The 18,603-nt window shown below is 64.4% G+C and carries 17 protein-coding genes and 1 pseudogene; 13 read left to right on the top strand and 5 right to left on the bottom strand.

Translation table 11 applies throughout. The features are described 5' to 3' along the window. Nucleotides 1-9: 9 nt before the first annotated feature. From OJF58_RS16930 to OJF58_RS16920, 3 genes are read right to left on the bottom strand one after another with little or no spacing between them, the layout of a single operon-like run. Nucleotides 10-1,668, bottom strand: coding sequence for a hypothetical protein (locus OJF58_RS16930; RefSeq protein ID WP_300778889.1), 1,659 nt, complete (start codon nucleotides 1,666-1,668; stop codon nucleotides 10-12). Further along, the gene (locus tag OJF58_RS16925; RefSeq protein WP_300778888.1) at nucleotides 1,637-3,136 is read right to left on the bottom strand and encodes a DNA cytosine methyltransferase; all 1,500 of its coding nucleotides are present in this window, start codon (nucleotides 3,134-3,136) and stop codon (nucleotides 1,637-1,639) included. The genes OJF58_RS16930 and OJF58_RS16925 overlap by 32 nt, the downstream gene beginning before the upstream one ends. Then, the gene (locus OJF58_RS16920; RefSeq protein WP_300778887.1) at nucleotides 3,133-3,423 is read right to left on the bottom strand and encodes a CopG family transcriptional regulator; all 291 of its coding nucleotides are present in this window, start codon (nucleotides 3,421-3,423) and stop codon (nucleotides 3,133-3,135) included. The genes OJF58_RS16925 and OJF58_RS16920 overlap by 4 nt, the downstream gene beginning before the upstream one ends. Before the next feature lie 117 nt (nucleotides 3,424-3,540). On the opposite strand from OJF58_RS16920, the gene OJF58_RS16915 reads away from it, so the two are divergent. The 4 genes from OJF58_RS16915 (at nucleotide 3,541) to ligD (ending at nucleotide 10,102) form a co-directional block, all read left to right on the top strand. Then, the gene (locus tag OJF58_RS16915) at nucleotides 3,541-4,293 is read left to right on the top strand and encodes an ImuA family protein (protein ID WP_300785302.1); all 753 of its coding nucleotides are present in this window, start codon (nucleotides 3,541-3,543) and stop codon (nucleotides 4,291-4,293) included. After that, entirely contained in the window at nucleotides 4,208-5,731 is a 1,524-nt protein-coding gene (locus OJF58_RS16910) for a DUF6504 family protein (protein WP_300778886.1), read from the top strand. The genes OJF58_RS16915 and OJF58_RS16910 overlap by 86 nt, the downstream gene beginning before the upstream one ends. Beyond that, a complete protein-coding gene (locus tag OJF58_RS16905; protein ID WP_300778885.1) occupies nucleotides 5,728-8,997 on the top strand; it encodes an error-prone DNA polymerase in 3,270 nt (1,089 codons plus the stop codon). The genes OJF58_RS16910 and OJF58_RS16905 overlap by 4 nt, the downstream gene beginning before the upstream one ends. 97 nt (nucleotides 8,998-9,094) lie before the next feature. Beyond that, the gene (gene ligD, locus OJF58_RS16900) at nucleotides 9,095-10,102 is read left to right on the top strand and encodes a non-homologous end-joining DNA ligase (RefSeq protein ID WP_300778884.1); all 1,008 of its coding nucleotides are present in this window, start codon (nucleotides 9,095-9,097) and stop codon (nucleotides 10,100-10,102) included. Between the two features lie 24 nt (nucleotides 10,103-10,126). Here ligD and OJF58_RS16895 read toward each other — a convergent pair whose 3' ends face one another. Continuing rightward, nucleotides 10,127-10,717 (bottom strand): SOS response-associated peptidase, encoded by a 591-nt coding sequence (locus tag OJF58_RS16895; RefSeq protein ID WP_300778883.1) that lies wholly within the window; start codon nucleotides 10,715-10,717, stop codon nucleotides 10,127-10,129. A gap of 61 nt (nucleotides 10,718-10,778) precedes the next feature. Between OJF58_RS16895 and OJF58_RS16890 the strand changes: the two genes are divergently transcribed. The 9 genes and pseudogenes from OJF58_RS16890 to OJF58_RS16850 all read left to right on the top strand — a co-directional run bounded on the left by OJF58_RS16890 (nucleotide 10,779) and on the right by OJF58_RS16850 (nucleotide 18,046). Then, entirely contained in the window at nucleotides 10,779-11,285 is a 507-nt protein-coding gene (locus OJF58_RS16890) for an SOS response-associated peptidase (protein WP_300778882.1), read from the top strand. A gap of 239 nt (nucleotides 11,286-11,524) precedes the next feature. Continuing rightward, nucleotides 11,525-12,496 (top strand): annotated as a pseudogene (locus OJF58_RS16885) (ArdC-like ssDNA-binding domain-containing protein); the annotation flags it as partial. Further along, nucleotides 12,493-13,257: a P-type conjugative transfer protein TrbJ gene (gene trbJ, locus OJF58_RS16880; protein WP_300778881.1), complete on the top strand. Its 765-nt coding sequence runs from the start codon at nucleotides 12,493-12,495 to the stop codon at nucleotides 13,255-13,257. The pseudogene OJF58_RS16885 and the gene trbJ, both read left to right, overlap by 4 nt. A gap of 10 nt (nucleotides 13,258-13,267) precedes the next feature. Then, complete coding sequence (gene trbK-alt / locus OJF58_RS16875) at nucleotides 13,268-13,594, top strand: putative entry exclusion protein TrbK-alt (protein ID WP_300778880.1); 327 nt, start codon at nucleotides 13,268-13,270, stop codon at nucleotides 13,592-13,594. Between the two features lie 4 nt (nucleotides 13,595-13,598). Continuing rightward, on the top strand, nucleotides 13,599-14,951 hold the full coding sequence (trbL, locus tag OJF58_RS16870) for a P-type conjugative transfer protein TrbL (RefSeq protein WP_300778879.1): 1,353 nt from the start codon (nucleotides 13,599-13,601) through the stop codon (nucleotides 14,949-14,951). Then, on the top strand, nucleotides 14,951-15,631 hold the full coding sequence (trbF, locus tag OJF58_RS16865) for a conjugal transfer protein TrbF (protein ID WP_300778878.1): 681 nt from the start codon (nucleotides 14,951-14,953) through the stop codon (nucleotides 15,629-15,631). The genes trbL and trbF overlap by 1 nt, the downstream gene beginning before the upstream one ends. Beyond that, nucleotides 15,631-16,608 (top strand): P-type conjugative transfer protein TrbG, encoded by a 978-nt coding sequence (gene trbG, locus OJF58_RS16860; RefSeq protein WP_300778877.1) that lies wholly within the window; start codon nucleotides 15,631-15,633, stop codon nucleotides 16,606-16,608. The genes trbF and trbG overlap by 1 nt, the downstream gene beginning before the upstream one ends. Further along, nucleotides 16,608-17,810 carry a TrbI/VirB10 family protein gene (locus OJF58_RS16855; RefSeq protein ID WP_300778876.1) on the top strand — a complete coding sequence of 401 codons (1,203 nt, stop codon included), beginning with the start codon at nucleotides 16,608-16,610 and terminating at the stop codon, nucleotides 17,808-17,810. The genes trbG and OJF58_RS16855 overlap by 1 nt, the downstream gene beginning before the upstream one ends. Nucleotides 17,811-17,812: 2 nt before the next feature. Then, nucleotides 17,813-18,046 (top strand): DUF2274 domain-containing protein, encoded by a 234-nt coding sequence (locus tag OJF58_RS16850; protein ID WP_300778875.1) that lies wholly within the window; start codon nucleotides 17,813-17,815, stop codon nucleotides 18,044-18,046. Between the two features lie 51 nt (nucleotides 18,047-18,097). Here OJF58_RS16850 and OJF58_RS16845 read toward each other — a convergent pair whose 3' ends face one another. Then, nucleotides 18,098-18,517 carry a hypothetical protein gene (locus tag OJF58_RS16845; RefSeq protein ID WP_300778874.1) on the bottom strand — a complete coding sequence of 140 codons (420 nt, stop codon included), beginning with the start codon at nucleotides 18,515-18,517 and terminating at the stop codon, nucleotides 18,098-18,100. Between the last annotated feature and the right edge of the window lie 86 nt (nucleotides 18,518-18,603).

Genomic DNA, 18,603 nt, shown 5'->3' with positions numbered 1-18,603 from the left:
CAGCAAACCCTACCGGCTGGCCTGGAATGAGCCGAACTCGTCCAGGTCCGCTGTCAGCTTGCCGAGGAACGCCTGCGAACGCTGCAGCCCGTCCAGCGCTTTGGCTAAGCCCGTCAGTAATGGTCGCTGCCGTTCGCCACCCCGCAGCTTCACAAGCACTTTCTGCACCATCAGATCGTCGATGATGGCCGCGCCATCCGCCTTCAGATGATCCGTCGCAAATGCGTGATAGCGGACAACCTCCTCCGCGACCCGGTAGCCAAATCCCAGGCTATGAGTCGCCATGACGGTCTGGGCGGCGACGAGACGCTCCTCACACGCCGCCCATGCATCCTTCAGCGTCGGCTCACGCCCTGCCAGGGCCGAAAGAAATCCCGCCAGATCGACCGCTGACATATCGATGACAATGGCACGATCCAGAACCTTGTCGCTGACCGGATTCGTCGTCTCGTCGATGTTGATCGTACCCGCAATGTAGAGGTTGGGCGGCAGCGGCAGGGCGGCGGGCACCGATGTGCCGGTTGAGCCCTCAAGCGGAACGCCGCTTGAGTGAAGCTGCAGTTCCTCACCCGTCTCGACCGCGGACAGAACGTCAGAGAAGTAATATTCCACCCGCGCCAGGTTCATCTCATCGAGCACGACGAACACGGGCGAGTCGCGGTGCGCCGTTGCAAGAAGAACCGCTTCCAGAAACGGCGGGACAACATAGCGGTTCGACAACACGTCGTAGTAACCGGTGAGCCCCGTCGGATCGGTCCACTCCGGTCGGACAGGGCAAACGAACAGAAAGGGATCCGGAATGTTGTTCGCTGCCAGGCCATGGACCGCTCGCGCATATTTCAGCGCAAGCTGGGTCTTCCCGGTACCCGAGAGTCCAGCGAGAATCACGAAGTGTTTGTGCGGGAGGAAATTCATCGCGGCGTGAAACCGCCGTACCTCTCCACCGGGATAGTGTCCGCCGAGCGACGTCACTGCCGTCTCGATTTCGGCAACTGGAATTGTAGCAGGCAACCGCTGCATACCCGGGCTGACGGCACCGGCATCGGCCCACACGTGTAACTCGTGGACCTTTTCGCGCCCGATCAGGCTTCCGAGATAGCCGACGAACTCACGTGCAAGCAGGCTCCGGCGGGCGGAAGCTGCCGGAGGCCAGATGGCGAAGAGAATGGAATCGACTTTCGCCATGCAATCCGGATCGAGCGCCGGTTCTCCAGGGGCACTTCGCAGTGATTCCCGAAAGTCGTGGTTGTGAAAAAAGATGTCTCCGGTGTCGGTTATGTAGAATTTGACATTGTTGCTGATGCTGCCGGCCTTCTTCGATGCGGCGACGAGCTGCTTGTTACGCTCCTCGCCTTCGTGGAACAGCTTCAGCAAACCCTTGTTAATCCGATCGGCCTCAGCGGTGACCGTGACCGCGAAATAAACCTCGTCCTGCGGTGGGAACGTCAGAACGCACAGGAAGATGAACTGCTCAATTGGCGCAGTACGACCCGCAGCCAAACCGGCCGAGTAGGCCTCCAGATTGTTCGTGCAGGCAAAGAGCCCGCCCTCAATCACGCGGGCGCTGTTTGAGAAGCCGAAGTTCTTCGCAATCCGTGCTTCCGGCCGGATGCCCGGCTGAGCGCGAATTGCGACCTCAAACTGCTGCTGCCGCTCTTCTGCTGACATGATCGTCCCGCTCCTCCCTGCCCCTGAGGGCGATCATCATCGTTTCTGCGAGCGCTTTCGCCATAAGAGGCGGCACGGCGTTGCCAATTTGCCGGAATGCCGGATTCATCGTTCCGCAGAAGACAAAGCCATCAGGAAAGGACTGCAGCCGGGCCGCCTCGCGCACGGAGATCGTGCGCGCCTGCTCGCTGTCGTAATGAATGTGGCTGTAACTGTCCTTGCCGAGATGCGCCATCAAAGTGCGGGCGGGCTGGTCACGCCACATCTTCCGCCATTTGTTCGGGAACTTTGTGGCGTCGTAAGGAGGTACGATGGCATCGCGCAAACGGTCATATTCAGCGGAGCCTTGGCGCACTACTTTACCCTTGCGCCGCAATTCAGTGATCTTCTCGGCCAGCATGTTCATGGCGTGCTGCCACGCCTGCGGATATTGATCGCCTGGATTGAGACGCGCGAACAGCTCGTAGTCGCGTGGCAGGTAACGGATGACGTGATCCCGCAAGCCTTCCTCCGGAGCTTCGAATCCCGGCCAGGAGCGCAACAGGCGCGCATACGCCGAGATTTTGCGCCTGCCGTCATAGGGCACGTTTTGATCGAAGCGGCGGGCACCACGGCGCAGGTCACCCGCCGCAAGCTGATCCCGGGCGTAAATCGGTGGCAGGTCTCCAAGGGCCTCTTCGGCCGTCACCGCCGGGGGCAGTTTCGGACTCGCGATTGGCGGCTCATGGTAGTCGTGCGCCTCTTCGAGGTGTCCGTTCAGCACCTTCAGTGCGACGGCGCGCGAACCTTCGTAGCCGGGCGGTAGCACCAGCCAGTTTGAAGGCTCGGGGAACGACACTCTGTCGGCGATCTCTCGGCGATAAGCGACGAGGAACATGCGCTCCCGCATTTGCGGGACGCCATAAAAGGCGGCATTCAGCAGCGTATAACCGCAGACATAGCCCTTATCCTCAAGCACTTCGCCGATTTCTTCCGCGATGTTCTGGCCGCCGTGATTGAGAACATCGGGCACGTTCTCGACCAGGACTGCGAGAGGCTGGAAAGCGTCCACGTATCTCAGATATTCCTGATAAAGACGCGCTCGCGGATCATGCCGGAATGCTTGCGGATGGGCGTCGATCTCACGCAGCTTCGGCCGGCCAACCCGTGCAAAGGCCTGACATGGCGGACCCCCGACAATAACATCGACGGCGTTTGCTACGGGACCAAGCTCCAGCTCTGCCACGATTTGCTCTGGATGTGTCGTGATTATATCGCGAGCGCGACTGTGCTTTGGATCGCCCCCGTGAAAGTTCAGTCCATGCGAACGTGCAGCATCAGGATCGAACTCGACCGCAGCCTGCAGCGCATACCCCGCAGCCTGAAACCCAAGCGAAAGCCCACCGCAACCCGCAAACAGATCCAGCACTCTCGGCTTCGCACCCGCGCGGATCCGAGCGACCTTCCTTCGAATCGCTTCTGAGCTCATCCCGCCCCCTTCTTCATTTTCGGCAGCTTTAACGGGAGCTGTGTCTCCTCGCCATGCTCCTCAAGAAACTGCATGATGGCCGCCCGGATAACCCATGCCGCCGAAACATTATTGTTGTCCGCAAGCGCCTGAATACGGGCATGAGCGGACTCAGGCAGGATGACAGACGTCCGGACTGACTTCTTAGATGCGGCCGCCATGAATCGCTTCCTGATGCACCATGCACCCAACATATGCTGGTTGGGTGCAAGGTGCACCACAAAATCGGCTCTGACCTCAGTTATCACCTTCTCTCCTTCGCCCCGGCCAGATCGCGCTCACGTCCCACGCTTGACTCATCTTAGCGGAAAGAGAACAAATAGGGAACATGATCGTTAGTCCGTCCATGGAGGTCAGTGACGACGGTGCGGCCGAAGCCCGCCATAGAAGCCCTGCGCGCGCAGATCGAGAAGCTCGAATGCCGAAGCAGGCGCTCCAAATCGGTCCTCCCGTTCGGGATCGCCGAGATCGATTCACGACTTCCCGGCGGGGGCCTCACTCTTGGTGCGCTTCACGAGGTCGCTGGCGGCGGGAATGGCACGATCGATGGCGCGGCCGCGGCGCTCTTCGCAGCTGGGATTGCTTCGCGGACTAAGAGCAAGGTGCTCTGGTGCATCACCAAGGCCGATCTTTTCGCGCCGGCGCTCGCCCAGGCCGGTCTTTCACCGGACCGCGTGATCTACGCGGAGGTTGGTGACGACAAGACGGTTCTGGCCTGCATGGAGGAAGGCTTACGGCACGGCGGTTTGGGTGCAGTCATAGCGGAGACCGCTCGCCTGTCGATGACTGCCTCGCGCCGGCTCCAGCTGGCCGCCGAAGGCACAGAGACGATCGGCATCGCCCTGCGCCGTTGGCGCCGGCAGACTGAGGCGTCCGATTTCGGCCAGCCGACCGCGGCGACAACGCGATGGCGCGTCTCGGTCCTGCCGTCGTCACCGCTACCCGTGCCGGGCGTTGGCCGGCATCGCTGGCTTGTCGAACTCATCCGCGCACGCGCGGGTGAAAGTGCAGATTTCGAGTTGGAGGCGTGCGATGACACGGGTCGTCTCGCTCTTCCTGCCGACCTGGTCCACCGACCGGCTGCGGCGGAAGGCTGGCGACGCGGCGCCTCCCGCTGAGGCGCCGCTCGTCCTGATCGGCCGCGAAGGAAGCAGGCGGGTGGTGCTGGCGGCGGACGCCGCCGCTCACGCCGCGGGGCTTCGGGTCGGCATGCCGGTCACGAAAGCTCAGGTTCTCGTTCCCGGCCTCATCATCCAGGACGCCGATCCTGCAGCAGATGCCGAAGCTTTGGAGCGTCTCGCTGTGTGGATTCTGCAGCGCTTCGCGCCGATCGCCGCAGCCGACCCGCCGGACGGAATCGTTATCGACTCGACCGGCGCCGATCATCTTCATGGCGGTGAGCCGGCGATGCTCGACGCGCTCATAGGTCGGCTGGCGATGTCGGGCGTCGCGGCGCGCGCAGCCGTCGCCGATAGCTGGGGCGCGGCTCATGCGCTGGCGCGCTATGTCGCACGACCAACCTTGGTCGCACCGCCCGGACACGGCGCATCCGCCATTGCTCGGTTGCCGCTGGAAGCGCTGCGCCTTCCGACTCCCATATCCGCAGACCTGCGCATTCTCGGTTTCGAGCGCGTCGAAGACCTTGTGGCGCAGCCGCGCGCCCCGCTGACCTTACGGTTCGGGCCCGAGCTCGGGCGGCGCCTCGAGCAGGCTCTCGGCCGGAGCGCCGAACCGATCGAGCCCATCCGACCGCCCGATCTCATCGAGGTGAGACGCGCCTTCGCTGAGCCGATCGGCGCGGCCGAGACGATTGCTCGGTACATCGGCAAGCTCGTTGTCGATCTCTGCGCCGCGCTCGAGGATAAAGGCCTCGGCGCACGACGACTGGATCTCCTGTGTCACCGCGTCGATAATCGCATGCAAGCTGTGCGGGTCGGCACCGCGCAGCCGGTGCGGGACAGCAAGCGCCTGACCCGGCTGCTTTGCGATCGCGTCGAGACAATCGATCCGGGCTTCGGCATCGAGGTGATCACGCTGACGGCGACCATCGCCGAGCCTTTTGTGCGCCGGCAGCTCATCAGCTCACTGGTCGAGAAAACTGCGCCTGATATCTCGGACCTCGTAGACACGCTCGCCAATCGCGTCGGCGAGCATGCGATCTACCGGATTGCGCCCGTGTCGAGCGACGTGCCCGAGCGTTCGGTGCGCCGCATACCTGCTATGGCGCCCGGCAGCGACACGACGTGGCCGAACCACTGGCCGAGGCCTGCACGCCTGCTCGCCCGGCCGGAGCCGATCGAGACGGTCGCGCTCCTGCCGGACCATCCGCCGGTCTCCTTCACCTGGCGCGGCATCCGTCGCCGGGTGAAGCGCGCCGACGGTCCCGAGCGTGTGTTTGGTGAGTGGTGGCGGCGAGACGCCGAGCTCGCCGCCGTCCGTGACTACTTCCGTATCGAGGACGACGCCGGCGAGCGCTACTGGGTTTATCGTTCCGGTGACGGCGAGGATGCGTCGACCGGCTCGCATCGCTGGTATCTCCACGGGGTGTTCGGATGAGCACCCAACGCTACGCCGAACTTCAGGTCACCTCGCACTTCAGCTTCCTCCGCGGCGCGTCATCGGCCGAGGAATTGTTTTCCCAGGCTGCCTTGCTCGGAATCGACGCGCTTGCCGTGGTAGATCGCAATTCGCTCGCCGGCATCGTGCGGGCCCATGAAGCGGCGAAGGTAACGGGCGTGCGCCTCGTCGTCGGATGTCGTCTGGATCTCGCAGGCGGCATCTCGGTCCTGGTCTATCCGACAGACCGGCCGTCCTATTCACGCTTGTGCCGCCTGCTTTCGCTCGGCAAGAAGCGCGCCGGCAAGGCCAAGTGCCATCTCGAATGGAGCGACCTCGTCGCCTATGGCGACGGGCTGATCGCGGTCCTGGTGCCGGACCTCGCTGACAATGAATGCGCGCTTCGCCTACGCCGCCTGCGCGAGGCCTTCGGCGATCGCGCCTATCTGGCCCTCACGCTGCGGCGTAGGCCGAACGATCAGCTCCGGCTCCACGAGCTCTCGAACCTCGCCACGCAGTTGCGCGTGCCTACCGTCGTCACCAATGACGTCCTCTTCCACGAACCCGGCCGGCGCATGCTGCAGGACGTCGTGACCTGCATCCGCCACAACGTCACGATCGATGACCTCGGCGATCGCCGCGAGCGTCACGCCGATCGCTATCTCAAGCCACCCGAAGAAATGCACCGGCTGTTCAGCCGCTATCCCGAGGCCCTGGCCCGCACACTGGAAATCGTCGAGCACTGCCGCTTCTCGCTCAACGAGCTCGCCTATCAATATCCTGAGGAGCGCGATGACCCATCGCTGACTCCGCAACAGGCGCTGGCAAAGCTCACCTGGGCCGGCGCTGTCGAGCGATACCCCGACGGGCTTCCCGATAGCGTGCGCGCGACCCTCGAGCATGAGCTGCGGCTGATCGAGAAGCTCGGCTATGCGCCGTACTTTCTCACGGTCAACAGCATCGTGAGGTTCGCACGCTCGCGCGACATCCTGTGCCAGGGCCGCGGGTCGGCTGCGAACAGCGCCGTGTGCTTCGTCCTTGGCATCACCAGCATCGATCCAGGCCGCAACGACCTGCTCTTCGAGCGCTTCGTCTCGGAAGAACGGCGCGAGCCGCCCGACATTGACGTGGACTTCGAACATGAGCGGCGCGAAATCGTCATGCAGTGGGTGTTCGACACCTACGGTCGCGATCACGCCGCACTGTGCTCGACCGTGATCCGCTATCGGACCAAGGGCGCTATAAGAGATGTCGGCAAGGCGCTTGGTTTACCGGAGGACCTCATCCGCTCGCTTTCCGGCCAGGTGTGGGGGTGGTCCGAGGAAGGCGTCGCCGACCGGCACGTCGCCGAGTTGAATCTCAATCCCTCGGACCGGCGCTTGCGCCTCGCGCTCGACCTTGCCCGCCAGCTGATGGGTGCGCCTCGCCACTTGAGCCAGCATCCGGGCGGCTTCGTGCTCACGCACGACCGCCTTGATGACCTGGTGCCGATCGAGCCCGCCGCGATGGTCGATCGCCAGGTGATCGAGTGGGACAAGGACGACATCGACGCCCTGCGCTTCATGAAGGTCGACGTCCTGGCGCTGGGCATGCTGACCTGCATGAAGCGCGGCCTCGATCTCCTCGCCGAGCACAAAGGCGTCAACCTCGACCTGGCAACCATTCCGGCCGAAGATCCGCGCACTTACGCGATGATCCGCAAAGCCGACACGCTCGGCACTTTCCAGATCGAATCCCGCGCGCAGATGTCGATGCTCCCGCGCCTGAAGCCGCGGACCTATTACGACCTGGTCGTTCAAGTCGCTATCGTTCGACCCGGGCCGATCCAGGGCGACATGGTGCACCCCTATCTGCGACGACGCGAGGGACTGGAGCCAGTCCACTATCCCAAGCCGGAGCTCGAGAAGGTCCTGGGCAAGACGCTCGGCGTCCCGCTCTTTCAGGAACAGGCGATGCGCGTCGCGATCGAGTGCGCCGGCTTCACGCCCGGCGAGGCCGACTTGCTGCGCAAGTCGATGGCGACTTTCAAGCACACGGGCGGCGTCAGCTCATTCAGGACCAAGCTCATCGAAGGCATGGTGGCCAACGGCTACGATCGCATTTTTGCCGAGGCGACATTCCGCCAGCTCGAAGGCTTCGGCTCTTACGGATTTCCGGAAAGCCACGCAGCCTCTTTTGCGCTTATCGCCTATGCCAGCGCCTGGCTCAAATGCTGGCACCCCGATGTCTTCTGCGCGTCCTTGCTCAACAGCCAGCCCATGGGATTCTATGCGCCAGCGCAAATCGTCCGCGATGCGGTCGCGCACTGCGTCGAAGTGCGCCCCGTCTGCATCAACGCATCGCGTTGGGACTGCACGCTGGAATCGACCGAGAATGAGGATCGCTTCGCCGTCCGTCTCGGGCTGCGCATGGTCAAAGGCCTCGCCAATGCTCATGCGGCCGCGATCGTCGCGTGCCGGGCGGACCGGCCGTTCTCCTCGGTGGACGACCTGTGGCGCCGGGCCGGCGTTCCGGTCGCCGCGCTGACGCAGATCGCTGAGGCGGATGGGTTCCGTGCATCCTTCGACCTGGCCCGTCGCGAGGCACTCTGGGCGATCAGGGCCTTGCGCGACGAGCCCCTGCCGCTCTTCGCCGCCGCATCCATGCGCGAGAACGATAGCGTCCCAGAGATCAAGGAACCCACTGTGGCGCTACGGCCGATGACGGCCGGCCGCGAGGTAGTTGAGGACTATGGCCATGTCGGACTTTCGCTGCGCGATCATCCCGTGATCTTCCTTCGCGATGATTTGCGCCGGCGTCGGATCGTCTCTTGTTACGAAGCAATGCAGACGCGCGACGGCCGCTGGCTCGAAGCCGCCGGGATCGTGCTTGTGCGGCAAAGGCCAGGCTCAGCCAAGGGCGTCATGTTCATCACACTCGAGGACGAGACGGGGATCGCCAACCTCGTCGTCTGGCCGCAGGTGTTCGAGGCCAACCGCCGTACCGTCCTCTCCGCCGGCATGATCGCCGTACGCGGCAGAATCCAACGCGAGGGCGAGGTCGTTCATCTCGTCGCACAGCGGTTCACGGATCTCTCGGCCGAGCTGGCCAGCGTGGGCGAGCGCAGCGCGCCGTTTCCGGTGCCGCATGGTCGCGGCGATCAGGTCACTCACGCGGGCGGTCCGGATCCGCGCGAGCTGCCGCCCAAGGGGCTGCGCACCCGAGACATCTATATTCCGGACCTACACATCGATACGATCAGAGTGAAGACCAGGGATTTTCACTGATGTGCCCTGGGCGGCAATAGTTGGCGCGTGAAACGGGTATCGATTGAGTGCGGGCGATCTGTCGACTTGTCGGCCAGCTCCGCAGAGGGACGGCGGAATGGCGCGAAGAATAAAGAGGAGCGACAAAGCGGCCGCAAAGCATCCGCCAGCCTGGATCATGCCGCAGCTCACGCGCCTCGTTGACGAAGCCCCTGACGGTCCCGACTGGCTTCACGAAATCAAGTATGACGGATATCGGATTCACGCGCGCATCGATGGCGACGATATCCGGCTGCTGACCCGCACGGGCCTTGACTGGAGCCATCGCTACCAAGCCACGATTTCGGCGCTCCGCGCACTCCAGGTCGAGAGCGCATATCTCGACGGGGAGCTCTGTGCGGTTCGGCCTGATGGCATAACCTCCTTCAGCCGCCTACAAGCGGCGATGGACGAGGGTCGCACCGGCGACCTCGTTTTTTTTGCGTTCGACCTGCTGTTTTTCAATGGAGGTGACACGGCGAAGCTGCCCCTCGTTGAGCGCAAGGCCCACCTGGAAGCGGTGCTCTCGAAATCGACACCGGGTCTCCGGTTCAGCGAACACATGACAGGCAGCGGACCCGGCTTTCGCGAGCACGCTTGCCGGCTGGGACTCGAGGGCGCCATTTCCAAACGGAGCGACCGGCCATACGCGCCGGGCGACCGCGGTCTCTGGGTAAAGTCGAAATGCCTCAACCGTGAGGAATTTGTCGTCGTCGGATGGACCGACCCCACCGGCAGCCGCCCGCATATCGGCGCGCTGCTTCTCGGCTACTACACCGACGACGGGACGTTACGATACGCGGGCCGGGTCGGCACCGGGATTACGGTCGCCGAGCTCAAACGACTTGCCCGCAGGCTCGGACCGCTGAAGACGTCACCCATGCCGCTCGACGCCCCGCCGCCCCGCGAGAGCCGTTTCGGCTCACCGCTTGAGGTGTCGCGCGTGCATTGGGTCAAACCCGAACTCGTCGTCGAAGTGACCTATCTTACCTGGACGGAAGACAACCTCTTGCGCCAGGTCTCTTATCAGGGCGAGCGGCAAGACAAGCCCGCCCGCCAGGTCGTGCGCGCCGTGCCGTATCCCTGATCGGTGGCAGCTCTTTAGCGCGGCTTACCCGACGTGCTCGACAAGGAGCGTTCCTGGCGCGAGCGACCTGATCAGCGATTTCGCCGGCACGGATGGATCGAGCCAATCTGCCCAGGCATCGCGTTCAAGGATCACGATTTGCCGATCGTGATATGGCGCGATGTCAGGGCCGGGCTCCATCGTGAGCATGGTGAAGGCCTCGCCGACCTCGGGCGTCTTCCGCCATATGCCGGCGATGCAAAAGAGCGGCTCGTCCTTCTTCGTGAAGAGCCACTTGTCCTTGCGCTTCTTCTTCGGGTCCTTGGGATCGGTGAACTCGTAGAATCCGTCCGCGACGATCAGGCAGCGGTTCGATGAGAACTCCCGACCCTCGGACCGGAAGTTATAGACCGGCCGCTTGTTCGGTCCAGGCCAGCTCCATCGCCGTTGCACCATATCGCCTTCGTCGCGCACGCCCTCGACCGTCCGGATGATCGGTCCCACATCGGTAATCTTGATGTCGTCGCGCGCCTCGATATTGGGTCGGCCCTCGGCGAAGCGGACCTTGATCTTGAGGTCGGCGAAGTCCTCGACGATGGAGGCGACGTCCACGTGTAGGCGATAATCGTTGCACATCGTCCGAGGTCTCCCTTTCCTATTTGCAGGATTTTACCGTTCTTGTTATGTTCACATCGTCATGATCGCAAGCGTTTTCGATTCCGTAGTATCGATCGGGCAGCGGCGCGTCGTCGTCCGACGTAACGGCAGCGACGTTGAAATGGTCGAGCTGCCCTGGGGCCTTCAACCCCGCGAGCCGGGTGGTCGCGCCCTCACCGTCATCCGCGCGGAAGGGCGCACCTTTCCCGACCACCGCTGCCTCGTGCCAGCCTCCGAGTTCCGCCATCGGAGCCGCGGCAAGCGCTACGGCTTCTCGCTCGCGGACGGCGACTGGTTCTATTTCGCGGGTATCTGGCGGCCCGCGACGCGCGAGTGGCCGGAAGCCTACGTGATCCTTACGATCGAGGCGAATGAGGACGTCGCGCCCTTCCACGATCGCCAGATGGCGGTTGTTCGCCGCAAGCAACGCATGGCTTGGCTCGATCGGACTTGCCGCGAAGATCAGCTCCTTCGACCGCTGCCCGCCGGCAGCTTCAAGGTTTCGCGACTGCGGGATGAGCCGCGGCAGGCCGAGCTCACATTCTGAAATCTGACTTACGCTTTGCATATCCGCGGGTTTGAGGCTTTGAGGGGAAAGCCTTCCCCTGCGGCCGAGCCAAGGTCTCGGCCGACCCCTTCTGCGGGGAGACCCCGCAACGCCCCCGACAGAGAGTGAGAGTGCGGACCGGATTTCCGTGACGGGTTGAGGGCTGGAGGAGAGGCCTCCGGCGCCCGTCGCGGAGAACCGCGATGTCCAGACATGACCGCAACGCTCGTTCCGGCGCCGATCGGACAAACCTTTACGACGACATCACCGACAAGATCATCGCTGAGCTCGAGGCAGGGCGCGTGCCGTGGGTCCAGCCGTGGGGCACGGCGGCGAAGGCGCCGCTCGCCATGCCGGCGAATGCCGCGACCCGCCGGCAGTATTCCGGGATCAACGTGCTGATCCTCTGGGGCGCTGTGATCGAACATGGCTTTCCAGCGCAGAGTTGGTTGGTCGAACGCACGATCACCGGCCTCGCGGTGCTCCTGCAATCCAACGATCTCAAGCAGGCGTTACGGCCGTTCTGCGTCGGCGGAGCGTATGGCCGGCTGCTCGACGCCGAACACGAGCATCTCGGCGAAGCGTCCGTCCAGGCCTTCGAAACCGAAGGCCTTATCGGGACCGGCGCCGCGCCGGCCGTGCTCGCCTATCTGTTTCACCGCATCGAGGATCGACTCGACGGACGACCGACCTTGCTGATTGTCGACGAAGGCTGGCTGGCGCTCGACGACGAAGGCTTCGCCGGACAATTGCGGGAGTGGCTGAAGACGCTGCGGAAGAAAAACGCCAGCGTCATCTTTGCCACGCAGTCGCTCTCCGACATCGACAATTCGCCGATCGCGCCGGCCATCATCGAAAGCTGCCCGACGCGATTGCTGCTCCCGAACGAGCGGGCGATCGAGCCGCAGATCACCGCGATCTACCGCAGATTCGGCTTGAACGATCGCCAGATCGAAATCCTCGCCCGCGCCATGCCGAAACGCGATTACTACTGCCAGTCGCGGCGCGGCAATCGGCTCTTTGAACTCGGCCTCTCCGATGTCGCGCTCGCTCTGTGCGCCGCGTCTTCCAAAACCGATCAAGCCGCCATCGACCGCATTGTCGCTGAGCACGGCCGCGACGGCTTTCTGCCGGCATGGCTGCGCCTGCGCGGCGTCGCGTGGGCCGCCGACCTCATCCCAAGCCTGACCAACATGGAAACACCCTCATGATTGTCCGTCGCTCGCGCGTGGCGCTTCTTGCCGCCACGGCTCTTTCGCTTCCGCTCTCGTTTTCGCCCGCCCTAGTCGCGCCTGCTTCCGCCCAGTGGATCGTCTACGACCCGACCAACTACGCACAGAACGTGCTGCAGGCGGCGCGCGCTCTGGAGCAGATCAACAACCAGATCACCTCGCTTCAGAACGAGGCGCAGATGCTGATCAACCAGGCCCGCAATCTTGCGAGCTTGCCGTACTCGTCGTTGCAGCGCCTTCAGCAGTCCATCCAGCGCACGCAGCAGCTCCTCGGCCAGGCGCAGAACGTCGCCTTCGACGTCCAGCAGGTCGATCGCGCCTTCCAGACCACTTACGGCAACGCCTCGCTGTCGGCATCCGACCAGCAGTTGATCGCCGATGCGCGCACGCGCTGGCAGAACACGATTGGTGGACTCCAGGACGCGATGCGTGTCCAGGCCAGTGTAGTCGGCAATATCGACACGAACCGGACGGAGATGTCGGCCCTGGTCGGCCAGAGCCAGGGCGCCACCGGCGCGCTACAGGCAACGCAGGCCGGCAACCAGATCCTTGCGCTCCAGGCGCAGCAGCTCGCAGACCTGACCGCCGTCGTGGCGGCGGATGGACGCGCGCGCGCCCTTGCCGATGCCGAGCGCGCGGCTGCGGCCGACCAAGGACGCGAACAGCGCCGGCGCTTCCTGACGCCCGGCGCCGGCTATCAACCCGGCAACGCGCGCATGTTCCCGGGCAGCGGCAACTGAGGGCGGCGCGATGGACGCCAAACTCCTCGCCCGGTTCGGCGCAGTCGCGTTCGTCGCGGTCGCGATTACCGCGACGGTTATCCAGCTGACCCGGAAGGAAGAGTGGCTCGAAATGCGGCCGGCGCCATCGGCACAGGTGGGCGCGGCCGACCCGCTGCGGGCCGAGCTGTTGCGATGCCAGGGCATCGGCGAGGCCGGCCCGCGCGATCCGGCGTGCCTGCGCGCATGGGCAGAAAGCCGCCGACGGTTCCTGATGCCGCGCACGACGCCTTTGCCGGGATCAGCCGGATCGAGCGGCGAGCCGCGGGGCGAAAGCGCCCCGCCGAGCGGCGAGTAGCATCATGGGCGGCACGGGCGTCATCGACCATTTCCTCGAGGTCTTCACGCGCTACATCGATAGCGGCTTCGGGCTCCTCGGCGGGGAAGTCGCGTTCGTTGCGACCACGCTGATCGTGATCGACGTGACGCTTGCCGCCCTGTTCTGGAGTTGGGGCGCCGACGACGACATCCTCGCTCGCCTCGTCAAGAAAACGCTGTTCGTCGGCGTGTTCGCCTACCTAATTGGCAACTGGAACAACCTCGCCCGGATCGTCTTCGAGTCGTTCGCCGGCTTGGGATTGAAGGCCAGCGGGACCGGCTTCACGACGGCCGATCTCTTGCGCCCGGGCAAGGTCGCGCAGACCGGCCTTGATGCCGGTCGACCGCTGCTGGATTCAATCAGCGGCCTCATGGGCTACTGGTCCTTCTTCGAGAACTTCATCCAGATCGCCTGCCTCTTTCTCGCTTGGGCTCTGGTGCTGCTGGCGTTCTTCATTCTTGCGGTTCAGCTCTTCGTCACCCTGATCGAATTCAAACTGTCGACTCTGGCGGGCTTCGTCCTCATTCCGTTCGGTCTCTTCGGGCAGAGCGCGTTCATGGCCGAGCGCGTGCTCGGCAACGTGATCAGCTCTGGCATCAAGGTGTTGGTGCTCGCCGTCATCATCGGCATCGGCTCGACCCTCTTCTCCGAGTTTACGGCCGGCTTTGGGGGCGCCAGTCCGACAATTGACGATGCCATGGCGGTCGTCCTGGCGGCGCTCTCGCTCCTGGGCCTCGGAATCTTCGGGCCCGGAATCGCCAATGGCCTGGTCAGCGGCGGTCCGCAGCTCAGCGCCGGCGCGGCGGTCGGTACCGGCGTCGCCGCGGGCGGAGCGATGGTCGCCGCAGGTGCGGCCGGCGGACTCGCCTTACGCGGTGGCGCAGCCGCGATCTCAGGCACCGCGGCCGCGGCACGCGGCGGGGCAACGCTCGCGGGCGGCGCCGCCACGGCTTACAGCCTGGGAGCGGCCGGACAGTCAGGCGCTGCCGGCGTCGCATCGGGGCTTGGAGGCGTCGCGCGTGCCGCTGGCGGCGCAACCACCTCACCGCTTCGCCGCGCCGCCACCGGAGCGGCAGACAGCATGAAAGAGAGCTTCTCCGCGGGCGGTCGCGCCGCTTTCGAGGCGACGGGCGGCACTTCAACCATGGGCACGGTCGGCGGCGGTGACTCCGCTACATCCGCCAGCGCTGGGACAGAAGGTCCGCCCGCCTGGGCGCGCCGCATTCAGCGCTCGCAGCAACTCAATCACGGCGTCATGGCCACCGCGCACGCTATCCGCGCCGGTGACAGCCACGGCGGCGGCAGCTCCGTCAACCTTTCGCAGCGAGACCAGTGATGTTCAAGCGACCCACCACGCACTACGGCAAGACACCCGAGCCCGAGACTCCCTATCAACGCGCCGCACAGGTCTGGGACGAGCGCATTGGCTCGGCGCGCGTGCAGGCGAAGAACTGGCGGCTGATGGCTTTCGGCTCGCTGGCCTTGTCAGCCGCCTTCGCCGGCGCCTTGGTGTGGCAATCGGCGCGCGGGTCGATCGTGCCGTGGGTGGTGCAGGTCGACAATCTCGGCCAAGCCCAGGCCGTCGCGCCCGCGGTTGCCGACTATCGCCCGACCGATCCGCAGATCGCCTTCCATCTCGCGCGATTCGTCGAGCAGGTCCGCTCGATCCCCTCCGATCCGATCGTCGTGCGGCAGAATTGGCTTCGTGCTTACGACTTCACGACCGACCGTGGCGCGGCGGCCCTGAACGACTACGCGCGCGCCAACGACCCCTTCACCAAGGTCGGCAAGCAGCAAGTCGCGGTCGACGTCTCGAGCGTCATTCGAGCGTCGCCCGACAGCTTCCGCGTGGCCTGGACCGAGCGTCATTACGACAATGGCCAGCTCGCATCGACCGAACGCTGGACCGCCATCGTCACCATCGTCGTGCAACCGCCGCGAGACGCGGAGCGGCTGCGGGCTAATCCGCTCGGCATCTACGTCAATGCGATCAACTGGTCGCGGGAGCTGGGGTAATGAACCGAGAGAACATCTGCGCCGCAAAGGCGGCTTTCCGCAAATCCGCAATCCCTGCCGCACTTCTTTCGGCAACGCTGCTGAGCGCATGCGCCACGCAAAGGCCGCCGCAGATCAGCTATGATTCCGATGTCCCGCCATTGCCGGCTGTTCCGGCGGCAATCGTCGACGAGCGGCCGCGGCCGCTGCACGTCCCACCAGTCTGGTCGCCGAGCCATGGCGGCGCGGTCGCGAACGCTCCGACGCTTCGGGTGGCGAATGCCAACGCCGCCGCCCGCGTCGAACCGCGCCGGGAAGGCTACTACAACGCCATCCAGATTTATCCGTGGTCAGAAGGCGCGCTCTATCAGGTCTACACGTCGCCGGGACAGATCACGGACATCGCGCTCGAACCTGGCGAAAGCCTGACCGGCGCCGGCCCGATTGCAGCCGGCGATACCGCGCGGTGGATCATCGGCGACACCGAAAGCGGATCAGGGATCACCCGTCGCGTCCACGTGCTGGTGAAGCCGACACGCGCCGACATCACGACGAACCTGGTCATCACCACGGACCACCGCATCTACATGCTCGAGCTCCGCGCCGGCGCCAATCCGTACATGCCGGCCGTCGCGTGGGCCTATCCGCAACTTCCCGCCTCGGAGCGCCAAGGTGTCCCGGCGACACCAGTCATTCCTGCCGCCGCTGCGCGCAACTATCGCTACGCGTTGAGCGGCGACAATCCACCGTGGCGGCCGACTGCCATCTATGACGATGGCCGGCGCGTCTACATCGAGTTCCCGCGCGGCATCGTCCAGGGCGAGATGCCGCCGGTCTTCGTCATCGGCTCGGAAGGCGAACTCCAGATCGTCAACAGCCGCATCTACCAGAACATCCTGATCGTCGATCGCCTCTTCGGCGCCGCCGAGCTTCGCCTCGGCAGCGGCGACCACCAGCAAACTGTCCGGATCTCGCGCAGCGACGGGAGGCCATCGTAATGACTGACTCTGAAAACCCTGGCCGCGGCCCCGAGACGGAGCAAGACCCGAGTGACGCCGCAGCGCCCATGCGGCTGCGCGGCGATCCGCCCCGGGTCACCCGGCTATCCCGGAGAGCCTTGGCAGGGATCGGTTTGGTAGCCTCAATCGGCCTCGGCGGAGCCCTGATCTATGCGCTCCAAACCCGTAGCGTCGGACCTCGGAACGAGGAACTCTACTCCACCACGAATAGACCCACGGCCGATGGACTCGCCGGCCTGCCACGCGACTATACTGGCCCGCGCCTGGGGCCGCCGCTGCCGGGCGACTTGGGCCGTCCCATCCTGAGCGCGCAGGATCGCGGACAACCGGTCGTACCGCCAACCGTCCAGCCAACCGTGGATGCGGCGGAGCAGCGTCGACTCGCCGAGCAGGAGGCCGCGCGCACGAGCCGGGTCTTCTTCCAGGCGGAAGCGCGGTCGATTGCCGCCTCACCCGCACCTGGCGCCGGCACCACCAACGCGAACCTGACCGGCCTCGGGCTTCCCGGCCAGTTCAACACGCCGACGGCGCAAGAGCGCGCCCAGGATCGGCAACTAGCCTTCCTCAATGCCGCCACCGATCGCCGCACCGTCGCTCCGGATCGCGTCATGGCGCCGGCATCGCCCTACGTCCTGCAAGCCGGAGCGGTGATCCCCGCCGCATTGATCACCGGCATTCGCTCCGACCTTCCCGGACAGATCACGGCTCAGGTGACCGAGAACATCTATGACAGCCCGACTGGCCGACTACTCCTCGTGCCACAGGGCACCCGGATCATCGGCCAGTACGATAATGCCGTGCAGTTCGGCCAGCGTCGCGTGCTGCTGGTGTGGAATCGTCTGATCTTGCCCAACGGCCGTTCCATCGTCCTGGAGCGCCAGCCGGGTGCGGACGCAGCGGGATATGCAGGCCTCGAGGATGGCGTCGATTATCACTGGTGGGACCTCGCCAAGGCCGCCGGCCTCTCCACGCTGCTCAGCGTGGGCGCCGAGCTGGCAGTCGACGACGACGACCGATTGCTTAGGGCTATCCGAAACGGCGGCCAGGACACGATCAACGATGCCGGTCAGGAAATCGTCCGCCGACAGTTGAACGTCGCGCCGACGCTCACCATCCGGCCCGGCTTTCCAGTCCGCGTGATCGTCACCCGCGACCTCGTGCTCGAACCGTATCGGGGATAACGATGACAAAGCTCAAGCTCGCCGCACTCGAAGACGATAAGCCCGTCAAAGTGTCATTCGAACTTCCCGCAGACGTCCATCGGCAGCTCATCGCGTATGCGGAAATCCTGGCAAGGGAGACAGGCAAGCCAGTTTCCGATCCTGTGAAGCTCCTTCCTCACATGATCCAGCGATTCATGGCGACAGATCGGGGATTCGCGAAAGCGCGTCGCCAGCATGGCACCACTCCTACGTAAACCCATTTTCGAAGCGCGATCTACTCCGCCCGCCACCGCCCGCGCCGGTGATCACCTGCTCGAGCAAGCGTGCCGAACCTCATCGTAGGAGCCGGTCTCGAAATAGACCTTGCTCAGTTTTAGCACGAGGGCAATGTCAACGATGATATTCCTGCGTTTGCAGAAATAGCCCTGATCACTTTGCCAAAGGCGGACGTCCTCGTCGCCGCCCCCAGGGTCATCAAACTTCCATCCCGGGAAAAATTCGAACAAGGCGAACCCAGTAGCGGGGCCACCGATAATATTGAACGACGCCTCGTCATCGAAGCACGAGTCTACATCGTTCCAGCTCAATTGGACGATGGGGAATTCTGCATCGTCCATCTGCCGAATCGCAGCCGAGACCTCTTCCCAGACCGGCTCTCGAATTTCCACACAATGCCAGTGTTTTCGCGGCGGGTAATGCAAGACGGTCAGATGGCGTGCTGTCATGCTCTGAACTCGGAAGGTAGAGAGCCGGTTTTTCCTAGCCTCTCTTTCGTGCGCAAGGCGCACCCTGCATTGCATCTGACGCGCCT

This window comes from Enhydrobacter sp., from assembly GCF_030246845.1.
Lineage (GTDB): Bacteria > Pseudomonadota > Alphaproteobacteria > Reyranellales > Reyranellaceae > Reyranella.
The sequence above is the reverse complement of the archived record's forward strand: the minus strand, read 5'-3'. Positions and strand labels throughout refer to the sequence as shown.

Coding starts and splice junctions, on each gene's coding strand:
- OJF58_RS16925 (WP_300778888.1), bottom strand. CDS start 3,136: ATGAGCTCAGAAGCGATTCGAAGGAAGGTCGCTCGGATCCGCGCGGGT.
- OJF58_RS16845 (WP_300778874.1), bottom strand. CDS start 18,517: ATGACAGCACGCCATCTGACCGTCTTGCATTACCCGCCGCGAAAACAC.
- OJF58_RS16890 (WP_300778882.1), top strand. CDS start 10,779: ATGATCGCAAGCGTTTTCGATTCCGTAGTATCGATCGGGCAGCGGCGC.
- ligD (WP_300778884.1), top strand. CDS start 9,095: ATGGCGCGAAGAATAAAGAGGAGCGACAAAGCGGCCGCAAAGCATCCG.
- trbF (WP_300778878.1), top strand. CDS start 14,951: ATGTTCAAGCGACCCACCACGCACTACGGCAAGACACCCGAGCCCGAG.
- OJF58_RS16855 (WP_300778876.1), top strand. CDS start 16,608: ATGACTGACTCTGAAAACCCTGGCCGCGGCCCCGAGACGGAGCAAGAC.
- OJF58_RS16850 (WP_300778875.1), top strand. CDS start 17,813: ATGACAAAGCTCAAGCTCGCCGCACTCGAAGACGATAAGCCCGTCAAA.
- trbL (WP_300778879.1), top strand. CDS start 13,599: ATGGGCGGCACGGGCGTCATCGACCATTTCCTCGAGGTCTTCACGCGC.
- OJF58_RS16930 (WP_300778889.1), bottom strand. CDS start 1,668: ATGTCAGCAGAAGAGCGGCAGCAGCAGTTTGAGGTCGCAATTCGCGCT.
- OJF58_RS16905 (WP_300778885.1), top strand. CDS start 5,728: ATGAGCACCCAACGCTACGCCGAACTTCAGGTCACCTCGCACTTCAGC.
- trbG (WP_300778877.1), top strand. CDS start 15,631: ATGAACCGAGAGAACATCTGCGCCGCAAAGGCGGCTTTCCGCAAATCC.
- OJF58_RS16910 (WP_300778886.1), top strand. CDS start 4,208: ATGACACGGGTCGTCTCGCTCTTCCTGCCGACCTGGTCCACCGACCGG.
- trbK-alt (WP_300778880.1), top strand. CDS start 13,268: ATGGACGCCAAACTCCTCGCCCGGTTCGGCGCAGTCGCGTTCGTCGCG.
- trbJ (WP_300778881.1), top strand. CDS start 12,493: ATGATTGTCCGTCGCTCGCGCGTGGCGCTTCTTGCCGCCACGGCTCTT.
- OJF58_RS16895 (WP_300778883.1), bottom strand. CDS start 10,717: ATGTGCAACGATTATCGCCTACACGTGGACGTCGCCTCCATCGTCGAG.